The sequence below is a fragment of the Cryobacterium sp. MDB2-A-1 genome (assembly GCF_004402675.1).
GTDB lineage: Bacteria > Actinomycetota > Actinomycetes > Actinomycetales > Microbacteriaceae > Cryobacterium > Cryobacterium glucosi.
Genome location: NZ_SOFK01000055.1, coordinates 14,671 through 28,017 on the forward strand (window position 1 = coordinate 14,671; position 13,347 = coordinate 28,017).

The window sequence follows — 13,347 nt, forward strand, 5'->3', positions numbered from 1 at the left end:
GTGATGTCAAAAATGCTCGCCCTAGTCGAAGATTTTTCGTCGAGCTCGCGGGATGAAACACCGAAGATGAATGCGCGATGACCACCTACCGCCCTCTAACCCGCCACCGCGTCTCGACCCGCATCGCCGCCCTGCTCGTGGTGCTGCCGCGTTCGAGGACGAACAGGGCTTCACGCACCCCAGCCGCTGGGCCTTCTATCTATTTCCGGAGGTTCACAGAGAGGGGCGGTCCGTGGAAACTCTGGAGTGGGCGCCGGCCACGTCGACTTGGTGCTCACCGATGGTTGCCGACACGTCGCACGATACCGGCTGCGGCACACATAACGCTCTCCACGCACCCTAGGATTCAGGGATTAGTTGATGCGGCGCTTGGAAGACCGCTTCGCACGCTAACCGTTCAGCGGATCGATAGCGGTCCCAGCTGCCGTGAGCCTGTTTTGGATGTAGAAGGATTCGTGAAGTTGGGAAAATTGAGCGCACGCGGTCCGGCTTTGGTTGTGGGTCCCATGATTGCGGCCATGGGTGTCGTCTTCGGCGATATTGGCACCAGCCCGCTTTACGCAGCGACGACGACGTTTGACGCCGGTCGTTCCGATATCAGCGGACCGTCGGCCGAATATGTGTACGGGTCGACGGCGACCATCCTCTATGCGCTCACTTTGGTTGTCACGATCCTCTACGTGCGTTTCCTGATCCGGGCTGACAACCGAGGCGAAGGTGGGCTTCTCGCACTATTCGGGCTTCTCCGCCGGAGCGGTCTGAAAGCTCGAACCCTCACGACCTTCACTATTGTTGCCATGCTGGGTGCCGCAATGTTTTTAGGCGATAGCGTGATCACCCCCGCGATCTCGGTTCTGTCCGCCGTAGAAGGTCTAGAAGTGATCCAGCCGACCCTGTCCGCCCTTGTGGTGCCGATCGCAGTCGTGATCTTGCTGGGTGTTTTTGCGATACAAAGATTTGGCACCCGAACAATCGGGCGGCTCTTCGGCCCGATAATGTTGCTCTGGTTTCTTGTCCTCGCAGTGACGGGTGGCGCGTCGATCCTGGAGGACCCCGCGGTCCTTCAAGCGCTCTCACCGCACTGGGTTGTACTTTTCTTCATCGACCAGCCCGCGACGGCTTTCTTCGCCCTCGGCGCGATCGTTCTGGCCGTGACGGGAGCCGAAGCCCTCTACGCCGACCTCGGCCATTTCGGCCGACAAGCGATCACGCGCGCATGGATGTGGGTCGTCTTTCCCGCCCTGGTCCTCAACTATCTTGGGCAGGCGTCCTTGGCTCTGCGCCACCCGCAGGAGGCAACCGCATCCTTCTTCGGCCTCGTGCCCGCGTGGGGTCAACTCCCCATGGTCATCCTCGCCACGGCCGCCACGATCATCGCTTCCCAGTCTGTGATCTCAGGGACATACTCCGTCATCCATCAAGCGTGGCGTCTGGGGCTCTTCCCTCCACTTCGAGTAATTCACACATCGGAAAAGAACGAGGGCCAGATCTACGTTCCAGCCATCAACGTCCTACTTGCACTTGCTGTGCTCGCCGTGACAATTGGCTTCCGAGGATCCGCCGCGTTAGCCTCCGCATACGGCATCGCCGTCACCACCACCATCTCCATCACCACCATCGTCTACCTGGCCTGGAGTTGGGCACACTCCAGACGCCTCACGCCAAGAATTATCGCCGCAGGCGCAATCCTCCTGGTGACTCTCGCGTTCCTCGTGGCGAACCTCCCCAAGGCGACCTCGGGAGGGTGGCTCCCACTCGCAATCGGCGCAATCATATTCACAGTGATGGGCTCATGGTGGATAGGACAGCAACGCATCCGCGCCGCACGACGCATCGGCGAGCTCCCCCTCAGCGACCTGGAGTCATTTCTCACACTCGCCAAAGGGGACCTGTTCCGGGTTCCCGGAGACGCAGTGTTCATTACCCGGAATCCAAATATTGTGCCCGTTGCCCTGCGCACAATGGTCACTCAAAATCATGCCCTCCAGAAACGCTCCATCCTCTTGAGCTGGTCAACGGTCGACGTCCCCTCCACCGTCGGGATGAAACAACGAATCAACGTCGAAACGTTCCCCTCCGGAATCGTTCGCGTCGTCGCAAAAGTCGGATTCCTTGAGCAACCTCGGATGACAGAACTGCTGACCGAAGCTCACACCGTCGACAAGACAGCGCTAGTAAATTTCGCTTCCTCACGCGCAACATTCTTCATCTCCACCCCAGTACCCCGCTACAACCGGCGGAGCAAAATGTTTCGCTGGGCCCAAGTCCTCTTCCTAGCCCTCGACAGGCTCGCACCCGACCCCGTCGACGTCATCGAGCTTCCCCGAGACAGAACCATCGTCCTCGCCCGCGAAGCACTACTCTAAACTTCGGACCAACTCAAAGAAACGGTTGACGATCCCACAACCCCAGGCTGCTAACACTTGCTGAAATTCACGGCCACATCGTTGGGTCAGAGGGCGGGCAAAGAGCGATCGTCAAGGAAGATCGTCAACGGTGACCCTTTGGCCGAAGAAGAACGAAAAGGGTTGAGGGAGGCTCGCACGCATCTGGGCTCAGAAGGCCGTCAGGCAACGGCTGTCTAGTTCTGAGTTTTCGAGACGGAGCTCGCGCGGGAATCAAGCCCCGGGACGGGGGCCCTGACCGGTATGGAGCAGAACACGAAACCGGGACCCGAGCGCCTTTCTGGCAACACTGGTGATGGTTCGTTCCTTCTCCAGACGTTTTGTCTCGAGCGAGTACGTGGTGCGCTGAAGCAGATGGTTAGTGGGCGAGTCCGGAAACGAGGTTGATCGTTGTCGCTAGGACAACGACTCCCAAGACGTAAGAAAGCAACGAATGGCGCAGCGCGGTGATGCGGATATCGTGATTTTGCAGATTGGTGTCCGAAACTTGGAACGTGGCCCCGATCGTCACGGCCAGGTAAGCGAAGTCGGAGTACCGGGGCGGCTCGCGTTGATTGAAGACAATGCCCCCGGTTTCGTTGCTGTAGTACAGGTGCGCGTATCGCAAGGTGAACACGGTGGTGACCATCAGCCAGGACGCCGCGATCGTTGACAACGCCAAGGCGACGAGTCCGGCTTTGGCCAGTCCTTCCACGGTGCCAGCCTCAATGAGGATGAGCGCAATGGCCCAGAAACTGGCGATACTTGCGCACAGAATGAGTACCTCGGCGGCGAACCGGGATGGATCTTCTCGAGTGGCATATCGTGCGGTCTCAGAATGATCCAGTCGACCTACCGCTATCCACGTCCAGGACAGGAAGACGACCGCCGCCCCAACCCAACCGATAGCCGGCGCGAATGCCCATTTCACAATCAGACCAGAGGCGACGCCAACGAGCACGCCAACGATGAAAGCCACGCTCGCCCTCGTGCCAGCATGAAAAATTGTTGATCGAAAGTCCTGCACCTGCTCCATCCCCAGATCCTCGCACAAAGCGCACGATTTAGAACCAACTGCCGGTGTGTTGTCGATGTCCCCTACTGGGTCTTTGTCGCTAGCCTCCCTACGTCAGGGTGAGTTGAGGCCAGTAGCTCAGAGCAAGTCCGCCGTTTGACGTAGGGCGAGAATCAGGAAGTTCCGATGGGGTCCATGCTGTTCACGAGCATGGCGGCGCTCGGACAGATGGAACACGAAATCAAGCGAGAGCGAGTGCTTGACTCGATCGCTAAACGGCGCGCGGCCGGCAAGGATCTGGGCGGTCGCCCGCGGATCATCACCGACAGCCCGGTCGGCAACGCCCGCCGACTTATGGAAGGTGGAGAGCCAGCAGCTCAGGTCGCGCTCGACCTCGGAATGTCGCGAGCTACCTTCTACGGCCGAGCGCGCGCCTTGGGACTACTGCCAGATCAATCTGATGGCCAGATTCTGACACGCGACGCCGCCAAATTTAACTGATCGCAGGGCAACAATGAATTACACCCAGCGGGACGTGCCACCTGGTGTAAAGCGCAACCGTAGGACGGGCCACATCCGGGCACGGTTCAGTCAGAGTAGTCTGCAAAGCTCGCCAAAGCCCTATCGAAGCTGCAATAAGTACGCCATTCCGGAAAACGTCCGGGACGGATCACACTGAATGCTTCACCACACTGGCAAACGAGGCCCCAGAATGCCGCGGGGCTCTGCTCTTCGAACGAACGCCCACTGACCCGCCATTCGGTGGCCGAGACCTGTACAACTTTCAGATCCTCGAATCCGCCGGATTCCACACTGTGTTGCATAATGCGTCCTCCACGCTGAGTCCACTAATACGCTCTAAGTATCCGCCCAGCCGCCGCGAAACGCGAGCTATCGTCATGGCTCCCGAACCAATCCGAGCCCGCGGGCCTCTGCATATTCCTCCGCCGCGAGACGATGACATCAGCGTCGTCCGATCTCACGTCCCCTGAACTGTCTTCCGGGATGGTGGGGGTCAAATTGGGCCGAAGTACGGGCGCCGGCGTGATTCGCAAGCCGCTCGTCACGCCAGAGGACACTCAGCGCGTGCTGTTGCGAAGAAACGGCGGCCAGACGAGGGTTCCGTTACGGATGAGATCTGCGTCTGTGGCCACTCGGGCGTGAAGCGCCACTGTTTTATGCCCGCGTGCGCATCGACGTATTCGCCCGCTCGTCGACGAGGGTGTGCAGGCCGGTTCCTGCTACCAAAACCATTGAGTCCAAGCTTCAGCTGTCGCTTCGGCTGGTTAGTTTCCGATGAGGGTGTACCAGATGCCATATGCGCCCGCGACGCACATGATTGCAGTGGCGGTCCATCCCATGGTTGCGGCGAGCTTACCGTTTCGGTATTTGCCCATGATGGTTCTGTCGCGGGAGATGAGCATCATCACGATCAGGAACGGGCCGGCGGCGATGCCGTTCACGATCGCGGACAGCACGAGTAGCCCGATGGGGTCGGTGGAGACGATAGCGAGGATGGTGCCGGCGATAATACCAACGCCGAGGAGGGCGTAGAACAGGGGCGCTCTCCGGGGGGACCGGTCCAGACCCCAGTTCTTGTTCAAAAGCCCTGCCATCCCCGCAGCACCGGATGCGGCGAGCACGGGCACCGCGAGTACCCCAGAGCCGATGAAACCCAGAGCGAAGAGGATACCGGCGTAATTGCCGGCAATTGGTTCGAGTGCTTGGGCTGCCTCGGCTGCGCTGGTGACGGGGCTGTTGTGTGCGCCGAGGGTGGCTGCGGAGGAGGCAATGATGGCGAACATGATCAGCACACTAAACGCCATCCCGGTGAACACGTCCACTCGTCCATTGCGTAGCCGTCGGACCGCTTCCGGCCTTGGCCTCTCGTCCAGAGCCGGCGCGTGATCGCCGCCACGCTTTTCGGCGCGGAGTTCCTCGATGCGTTGCGCGGACTGCCAGAAGAACATGTACGGCGAGATGGTGGTACCCAAGACCCCGACGATCAAACCGAAGTACGCCGGTGAGAACTGGATCTGCCCGCCGGTGAGGCCTCGGGCAACGTCGGCCCAATCTACGTTGGAAACGAAGAGGACTCCGACGTAGACCAGGAGAACCATGCACAACCATTTGAAGATCCGGCCGATCATCGCGAAGGACCCCGCCATCACTGCCGCAACAATGGCGATACCGGCGATCGCGGACCACAGAAACGCGGGTCCCGCGTGCAGCAGGTTCATGCCCTGACCGATCGCATTCAGGTCCGCGGCCAGGTTCAGACAATTCGCAATGATCAGCAAGGCCAAAAGAATCCCGATCGCAACCCGGAATCCGCGGCTAAACCGTCGACGGATCAGCGCGCCGAGGCTCTGCCCGGTGGCTAGGGCCATCCGGTCGCAGATCTCTTGCACAGCCATCATCAACGGAAGCGTTAAAGGGACCGTCCACAACATGCTGTTGCTGTACGTCGCGCCGGCCTGAGAATACGTCGCGATCCCTGACGGGTCATCATCGGCGGCACCCGTAACCAAACCCGGACCAAGGAGACCGAAAAAACGCGAAACCGGGTTTCTCTTTCCATTTCCCTGACCGGTCCGTTCCGAGGCAATGTCCGCGCCCGGCAGGACACTTTCAGGCAATTCCTCGACGGTCATAGCGTTCCTCACGTCAGCGATTAAATCCGGGCAGCGCCGGCGTGGCCAAGGCATGCCATGGTTACAGTACCTTGCCAGTGAGTCCGGCCACCTTCGTCGGTGTACATTTCGGAATGCAGGCGCGCCGCGGAGAGTGTCGCTGTCCGGTCAGCGTGGGACCGCGGAGGAGATGCAATCGACTGACGGCCCAGATGATTGCGGCCAAGACAACCGTGGCCAAAGCGATGGCCAAAGCCTGGAGCGCGACGATGCGTTCCGCGGAGTGAGATGTGGTTCACTCGGCTTATGTCGGATCCGGGCAAGCGGGAGCCTCTAGAGTCGCATCCTGATGAGCCCCATCAGGGTGGGGGCCTGTCGACCCGGCTGAACTGGTTGCGCGCGGGAGTGCTGGGGGCCAATGACGGCATCGTGTCAGTGGCGGCGATTGTGGTCGGGGTAGCTGGTGCAACCCACGTGGTGGGACCTACTCTGACTGCTGGCGTTGCGGCGCTCATGGGCGGCGCGGTTTCAATGGCTTTGGGCGAATATGTGTCTGTAAGCAGCCAGCGTGACAGTGAACGGGCGTTGATTGCGACGGAGAAACGCGAACTCGCTGAAACGCCGGAGCAAGAACTGGAGGAACTCGCAGGCATGCACCAAGCGCGGGGCTTGTCCCCTGAAACTGCGCGACAAGTGGCGGGAGAGTTGACCGAACATGATGCCTTGGCGGCGCATCTCGCGATTGAGCTAAACATCGACGAGAACGATGTTGCAAGCCCGTGGAACGCCGCATTGGCGTCGGCTGTCTCGTTCATTTGTGGTGGGATCATTCCCCTGGCAGCGATCTTGCTCCCACCTGACGCATGAAGGGTGCCGGTCACATTCCTGGCCGTGCTCCTCGTTCTCGCCATTTCAGGGGCACTTGCAGGTCATCTGGGAGGCAGCTCCCGAGGACGGGCCACGTTCAGGATGGTCCTAGGCGGAGCGCTGGCACTGTTGTCCACGTTCGTAATCGGCTTGCTCTTGGGCTCCTCGGGTACCACATAGCCGCCCACCCCTCATACGTCGCCGCGCTCAGACATGGCAAGGACCGGACCCACCAAACACCCTCCCACGGACGACGCGGAACTCTCGCCGCACAACCTCATCCGTGACCGCGGTGAGGACGGGACTCACGACATTTCCGTTGCACATCCCGGACAACAAAATTGCGTGGCTCAAAATCGGAGATGCTTTCCACTGTTTTCAGAACGAGCACGGGATACCGGGCTACGATTTTCGTCATGGACGCAAGAGCGGGACGGTTCACGAAGAAAGCCTGGTTCGGGCCCAAGAAATACGTTGGTTGGGGATGGCGGATACTCAGCTGGAAAGGAGCCGTCGCGTCTGCAGCCTTCGTAGCCCTAATTGTGGTCTCCGGGATTGCTTTCAGAGGCTCTGTGGCAGGGGCGCTCATCGTCGTCGGGTTGATCGGCGCATTCTTGGTAGTCGCCTGGCTAACCGGCACTCCGCCGGGCGGTCCATCATCTGATCAGTCCTCAACGCCCGCGCCACCCACCAACGGCTAAGCCATAGCCCCCTGGTGGGACGACTCAACGATGAGGCGTTTGCGGCTCTATCCGCCGACGGGTGCCTATACCCACATGGAGCCAGGAACTTTCTTCGCCAAGTACATAGCGGTGTCGGCGTCATCGAGCAATGCGGCTGGGTCTGTTGTGGCAGAATCCGTCACGGCGAATCCAATGCTCACGTGCACAGGCATGAACCAGCCCTGGACGTCCCATGGCTTGGTGGTCGCGGCCACGACCCGAGCCGCCAACTGTTCGGCATCACCGACACCGCCGAAGTTTTCGCAGAGGATCACGAACTCATCCCCACCAAAGCGCGCCACCGTATCGGTGGGGCGCAACACGCTGGCCAGTCTCCTCCCCAGCTCGATAAGGACCTCGTCGCCCCCACCGTGCCCAAGAGTGTCGTTGATGATCTTGAAGTCGTCGATGTCGAGGTACATCACGCAGACCATTCCGCCGTTGCGCTCAAGTCTGACAAACGTGCGCGTTTCCACGCTGCGTTTTCCCCGCCCGCCGGGACGTCTGACTACCCCTACGACCGTGTCTCGGTGAACATCTAACCCGGCACAATACTAAACGACCTCATCCATCGCCACCCTCCACCATTAAGCACCACCATCACAGGTGTTTGCCGGAGGAGGGTCGTCAGTCAAGGACTCTGAAGTTCGCGCTCAAGGCAGCACGACCGGGTGCCCACAACCCTCCACGCCACACTGTTTTCCGAGCTCACGGGCACCAAGGCCCATCGACGCCCAGCCCGGCAAACACGCCACCAGAATCCATCCCGAAGACGGTCAATACAAGAGGTGACCACCTCCCGATTCTCATCCGCCCAGGTGCGGCCGCGCAGCAGCCCCATGCTTACTATTTTCGATCGGCGTTAACAATCGAGCGTGTTCGTGCATCCGAGTGTACAAAACGGCAGGTCGACGCCGGCGCGTCGACCTGGTTCTCGTCGATCAATTCCTGCCCGTGACGATGAGAGTCATGTGGGAAGATGGCACAAAAAAACGAAGCGGAGCAGGTGTGAGCACTGGAATTGTGGTCATTGACATTCAGAACGACTACTTCCCCGGGGGTGCATATCCCCTCACCGGGAGTGAGTCCGCCGCGGTCATCGCCCGGGGCGTCCTCGACACGGCCCGTGCCATCGGAACCCCCATCATCCACTTCCAGCACCTCGCTACCGAACCGGATGCGACGTTCTTCGTCCTCGGGACCGCAGGCGCCGAGATCTACCCACTCGTGGCGCCGGTAGCGACCGAACACCACTTGACCAAGGGCTCCCCGAACGCCTTCATCGGCACCGGCCTCGAACAGCTGCTCCGGGACGAGGACATCGAACACCTCGTCATCATGGGCATGATGAGCAGCATGTGCATCGACGCCACCGCCAGGGCCGCGCTCGACCTCGGCTTCCTCGTTACGGTCGTGCATGACGCGTGCGCCGCACCCGACTTCGAGTTCGAAGGCACCGAGGTTCCGGGGGCCTTCGTCCAGGCCGCCTTCATGGCCGCGCTCCGCGATGCGGGTGCCGACCTGCTCGCCGCCGCCGACCTCCACCTCGACCAGATCCCGGCTCACTAGCGGCATCGGCCCGGCCGGGTCGACAACGCGACACGACTCAGAGGAAAGCCCACCGCACGCAAGGTACAACTAGCAGGCAGATCCTGCGAGCGTATGTCTTGAACGACCTGGGCCATCCGCCGTACCGAACGCCTCACCGACGTCGGCGCCGTCGCCACGGTCGGGTCCAAAGGTGATCGTTATGACAACGCGGAGGCCGAAACCTTCAACTCACTCTTCAAGGCCGAACTAATCCGCAACCGCGACCACCCTGGCGCGGCATCAACGACCTCGAGTTCGCCATTGCCATCGCCGAGCACAGCGACTGATTCAACCACCGGCGCCTCCACGGCAAGATCGGCATAATCCCCATATTGAATCCGAATGAGCTTCCCTTTTCTCCAATCCGCCAAACCCACCGCGCCAGAGGCGCACGAAGAGCCCCAACCCGTGACACCCAAACCGTTGAACTGAACGGCGGCCGGCCGTCCACGAGGCCACTTCAACCCAAACCGAAGAACGACCTCCGGCATTGGAACCCTCGAGCTCTGGCCGTTGTAGACGGGCACCCGAATCGGCTGTCCAGAAAACGATCAGACGGGCGCACTATCGTCGCGGGCAGATTGAAGAGAGGAAGCATCATGATCGCCGGCCGATTGCAGACCCGCACCTCTGAGGACATCGAGGTCCGCGCTTTACCTGGTTGTCAGTGGAGAGTCATCGACCGCCGCATTGCCAGAAACAATGCTCTCAGCCTGGTTGGCTTCATCAACAAGAACCACGGCCACTATGAGGTCATGGAATTCCTCGACCCGGTTGAGCGCACTATCTTCCCGAGTCGGGAGGGAGCGATATCATCTTTCGTGAACTCGCCATCCACCATCATTGACCGCAGCCTGTCAGAGAAAACAAACAGAACACTCATCTAGGGCGTGTCTCCTAACGGCTTGAGCCAGATTGTGATGGCCCGGAAGATGACTCCGCCCCGGTAGTTGACGGTCAGCTTGCCTTACCCGTCGAGCTCCATGCCGGCCGGCATCTGTCCCTCGCCTGCCGACCCGGCTCAACGTATACGCCGGGCGTTCCTCGAACCGCTCGTCTGGCATCGTCCCCTATGTACCCGGCCATGACGTTGGTGACACTTTCGGGCTTGTGAAGAAGGAGGACCTCCGGGCTTAGTGGAGGTATCTGAAATCTTCACAAGTCACGGAGGTCCTCATGGGTCACATTAACGCGCGTTTGACGATTCATGGAAAAGTTCTGCTCATCGAGCGGCTAACTGTGGAGAACCGGCCCGTCGCTCACGTCGCGAAAGAGCTCGGCATCTCCCGTCAATGCGCCCACCGCTGGCTGGCCCGCTACCGGGCCCAGGGTCCTGCGGGACTTCTCGAACGGTCCTCCCAACCCCGGTCCTCTCCTCGAAGGACGAGTCCGGAACGGGAAGAGCTCGTGCTGAAATCACGTCGTGATCTCAAGTCCGGGCCGATGCGCATCGCGACAGCGACTGGAGTGCCGGCCCGGACGGTGTCTCGGATACTGGCGCGACACCACGTTCCCCCGCTGGCTTGGTGCGATCCCCTCACCGGGGAGCCCATTCGTGCGACCCGTGCCACGACCAACCGTTACGAGCGCGAGCGTCCCGGCGAGCTCGTCCACATCGACGTGAAGAAACTGGGCCGGATCCCCGGCGGCGGCGGCTGGAGAGCCCACGGTCGCAGCGAACAGGTCCGTGGCCGCGGCATCGGATTCGACTACGTCCACGCCGTGATCGACGACCACACCCGCCTCGCCTATGTCGAGATCCACCCCGACGAAAAAGGCGTCACGGCCGCCGGCGTCCTCACCCGGGCGGCCGCGTTCTTCGCCGCGAATGGTATCCCAAAGATCGAACGCGTCCTCTCCGACAACGCCTTCGCCTACCGAAAATCCGTCGCGTTCCAGCAGGCCGTCGCAAACATCGGCGCGGAGCAACGCTTCATCAAACCGCACTGCCCCTGGACCAACGGCAAAGTCGAACGCCTCAACCGCACCCTCGCAACGGAATGGGCCTACAGCCAAGTCTTCACCAGCAACGACGAACGCGCAGCAGCGCTTGCACCCTGGCTCAACTACTACAACACTGAACGCATCCACACCGGCATCGGAACAACCCCCATCAGCCGAGTGTCACCAACGTCATGACTCAGTACATCAGCGGTTGTGAGGTCATTCGGCTTCATTCGGCGTTTTCTTGCGGTGCCTGTGCAAAAATGTCGGTGTGTCCTGGTCTGTCTGCAGCGAGCCGACGACCGTGGCGGGGCAACCCGAACGGCAAGACCGGACCGATGCAGACGGGGAAATAATGAACGAGAAGTCCACCTACCGTGCCATCTTCTATGGTGCCAACCCGATCGCGTCCGGCACGGAACGAGAACTGGCCTTCGTCGACGGCGACTACCAACAAACAGTCACCCTCGAGGTCGATGAGGAAGACGCCATTGTCCGCCGGGTATTCAAGCTGGGGCATGTGACCGAAGAACCGATCGCGTACCAGTACGTAGAAGACGTGCACGATGATGCGGCCGAACCGGACGTTCCCAACTAGGGCAGGCCGAAACGCCAGATCCGCGCCCCCGGGCTACGGCCGGGCCACACCGGCAGCACCATCAGCGGGCCGACCATCGACGCCCGGAGTACGGCGGCGATCGTCGGAAACGGGAGCGTAGCTTTCGGCGAGGTGGCCGAGGATGCCCGGGCAGGGCTTCCTGATGAGGCCGTTGATCCTTGTGTGCTGCACGTCCATGAGGCTGATGGTGTCGAAGTCGCCACAGAGAATGTTGGTCTGCAGAGCACAGGCAGTGTCGTTACTACGTTCGATGCTGAGGTTCTCAAATCACAGGTGCCTGATCCGGAACGCTCGGCACGGTGCGGGTGTGGTGGTCCTGGTGGTTTCTCACTTTCGGTCGATTGCTTTTTTGCCTTCCCGCGGAAGAAGCGATATCAAGTGTGAGCGGGTACGTGCCCGGAATTTCAGGTGAAATAAGCCGAAAGCGCGTCCAAAAATCTGGGCACGGCCTTCCATGCTGCGCTGGCCCGATGGCTGCGTTTGTCCGCACTATGGAAGCATCAATGGATGGCGGCCGCCAACTCTCGTTGGAAACGTGGCGGCTACGACCGGAAGGTGTCCGTGACGGCGGGCACGAACTCCGACATGACCAGAACCCCGCTTAAGCTCTGGTTCGCTTTCGCGTGGCGGATGGTCGGAGACAAGATCGGAGTAACAGCAATCCAAGTACAGCGGGAGCTGGAACTGAGGTCGACCCAGACGGCCTGAATAGTGCCCACCGGTATCGGTCCGTAACGGTTCGTTCGTCCAGCACGATCCGTCGCGCGGCGACGTTAAGGTCGACGAGTCAATCTTTGGTGGCTTCGAGCCGGGCATACGGGGCCGTAGATCGACCAGAAAGCTTCTGCCCGCCGCCGCGGTGGAACGCAGACCCATAATTCAGGGCGCCAGCCACGTCAGTCTCACTGCTTTCCTCCAAGCCAACATCGAACCAGGTAGCCATGTGATCACCGACGGCTGGTCTGCGTATCCGGCTGGACACCCGGTCGCTACGACCACACCGGCATTCCCATGCCTGCTTCAGGCCTCCCTGCGCACGAGGTACTCCCGGGCTTCCACCACATGTTCTCTCTGGTCAAGAGGCGCTGATGGAAACGACTCATGGTTCGGTCGTGGCGAGCATCTACACGCCTACGTCGACGAATGGGTATTCAGGCTCAATCGTCGGAGTGCCCGCAGCCGTGAACTCCTGTATATTCGACGCTCGTTGAAAAGTAGGCCGCCGGCGCCCTATTACTCGATGCGCGAAGCTGGCCGAAAGCGTCCCAGGCCGATCCCAATGCGCGGCCGCCACCAACGTCCACCGAGCCTCGACATCGGGCACCCAGAACTTCCTTGGTGCAACGAAACATTCTAAAGCCAGGTACCTGAACAGAAAAGTAGTCTCCTGAATTCGGAACGGGACGCACTGACTTTTCCGGTCGAGAGTTGCCGGTGTGGCGGGCACTCTCGACCGGAAAGGTCTCAATAGGGCGAGCTAGAGGACGTCCTCGTCCACCCAGTCGAGGGACTTGGTGATGGCCTTTTTCCAGTTGCGCAGCAGCCGGTCGCGTTCGGCGACGTCGAGCTTCGG

The 13,347-nt window shown here is 60.6% G+C and carries 9 protein-coding genes and 4 pseudogenes; 9 read left to right on the forward strand and 4 right to left on the reverse strand.

The genetic code is table 11. The features are described 5' to 3' along the window. Window positions 1–455 precede the first annotated feature (455 nt). Window positions 456–2,366 (forward strand): KUP/HAK/KT family potassium transporter, encoded by a 1,911-nt coding sequence (locus tag E3O39_RS18500; protein ID WP_166787408.1) that lies wholly within the window; start codon window positions 456–458, stop codon window positions 2,364–2,366. Between the two features lie 397 nt (window positions 2,367–2,763). Here the strand turns inward: E3O39_RS18500 and E3O39_RS18505 are convergent, their stop codons facing one another. Further along, window positions 2,764–3,420, reverse strand: coding sequence for a DUF1345 domain-containing protein (locus tag E3O39_RS18505; protein WP_134449733.1), 657 nt, complete (start codon window positions 3,418–3,420; stop codon window positions 2,764–2,766). Window positions 3,421–3,582: 162 nt separating this feature from the next. Between E3O39_RS18505 and E3O39_RS18510 the strand changes: the two are divergent. Further along, window positions 3,583–3,900 (forward strand): annotated as a pseudogene (locus E3O39_RS18510) (helix-turn-helix domain-containing protein); the annotation flags it as partial. Window positions 3,901–4,685: 785 nt separating this feature from the next. Here E3O39_RS18510 and E3O39_RS18515 read toward each other — a convergent pair. After that, window positions 4,686–6,053 carry an Nramp family divalent metal transporter gene (locus E3O39_RS18515; RefSeq protein ID WP_166787409.1) on the reverse strand — a complete coding sequence of 456 codons (1,368 nt, stop codon included), beginning with the start codon at window positions 6,051–6,053 and terminating at the stop codon, window positions 4,686–4,688. A gap of 285 nt (window positions 6,054–6,338) precedes the next feature. On the opposite strand from E3O39_RS18515, the pseudogene E3O39_RS18520 reads away from it, so the two are divergent. Then, a pseudogene (locus E3O39_RS18520) lies at window positions 6,339–7,079 on the forward strand (VIT family protein). A gap of 586 nt (window positions 7,080–7,665) precedes the next feature. Here E3O39_RS18520 and E3O39_RS18525 read toward each other — a convergent pair. Beyond that, window positions 7,666–8,097: a diguanylate cyclase domain-containing protein gene (locus E3O39_RS18525; RefSeq protein ID WP_134449736.1), complete on the reverse strand. Its 432-nt coding sequence runs from the start codon at window positions 8,095–8,097 to the stop codon at window positions 7,666–7,668. A 532-nt stretch (window positions 8,098–8,629) separates the two neighbouring features. Between E3O39_RS18525 and E3O39_RS18530 the strand changes: the two genes are divergently transcribed. From E3O39_RS18530 to E3O39_RS18545, 5 genes and pseudogenes are all read left to right on the forward strand, one after another. Continuing rightward, window positions 8,630–9,190, forward strand: coding sequence for a cysteine hydrolase family protein (locus E3O39_RS18530; RefSeq protein WP_198413479.1), 561 nt, complete (start codon window positions 8,630–8,632; stop codon window positions 9,188–9,190). Window positions 9,191–9,301: 111 nt separating this feature from the next. Then, window positions 9,302–9,424, forward strand: a pseudogene (locus E3O39_RS19955) (IS3 family transposase); the annotation flags it as partial. A 386-nt stretch (window positions 9,425–9,810) separates the two neighbouring features. After that, window positions 9,811–10,098, forward strand: coding sequence for a hypothetical protein (locus E3O39_RS18535; protein ID WP_134449738.1), 288 nt, complete (start codon window positions 9,811–9,813; stop codon window positions 10,096–10,098). 289 nt (window positions 10,099–10,387) lie between these two features. Then, entirely contained in the window at window positions 10,388–11,350 is a 963-nt protein-coding gene (locus E3O39_RS18540; RefSeq protein ID WP_134449739.1) for an IS481 family transposase, read from the forward strand. A gap of 76 nt (window positions 11,351–11,426) precedes the next feature. Beyond that, complete coding sequence (locus tag E3O39_RS18545; RefSeq protein ID WP_134449740.1) at window positions 11,427–11,753, forward strand: hypothetical protein; 327 nt, start codon at window positions 11,427–11,429, stop codon at window positions 11,751–11,753. Between the two features lie 33 nt (window positions 11,754–11,786). Here the strand turns inward: E3O39_RS18545 and E3O39_RS19125 are convergent, their stop codons facing one another. Next, a complete protein-coding gene (locus tag E3O39_RS19125) occupies window positions 11,787–11,951 on the reverse strand; it encodes a hypothetical protein (protein WP_166787410.1) in 165 nt (54 codons plus the stop codon). Between the two features lie 601 nt (window positions 11,952–12,552). Here E3O39_RS19125 and E3O39_RS19960 point away from each other — a divergent pair. After that, window positions 12,553–13,131: pseudogene (locus E3O39_RS19960) on the forward strand (transposase); the annotation flags it as partial. Between the last annotated feature and the right edge of the window lie 216 nt (window positions 13,132–13,347).

Coding starts and splice junctions, on each gene's coding strand:
- E3O39_RS18505 (WP_134449733.1), bottom strand. CDS start 3,420: ATGGAGCAGGTGCAGGACTTTCGATCAACAATTTTTCATGCTGGCACG.
- E3O39_RS18515 (WP_166787409.1), bottom strand. CDS start 6,053: ATGACCGTCGAGGAATTGCCTGAAAGTGTCCTGCCGGGCGCGGACATT.
- E3O39_RS18535 (WP_134449738.1), top strand. CDS start 9,811: ATGATCGCCGGCCGATTGCAGACCCGCACCTCTGAGGACATCGAGGTC.
- E3O39_RS18540 (WP_134449739.1), top strand. CDS start 10,388: ATGGGTCACATTAACGCGCGTTTGACGATTCATGGAAAAGTTCTGCTC.
- E3O39_RS19125 (WP_166787410.1), bottom strand. CDS start 11,951: ATGGACGTGCAGCACACAAGGATCAACGGCCTCATCAGGAAGCCCTGC.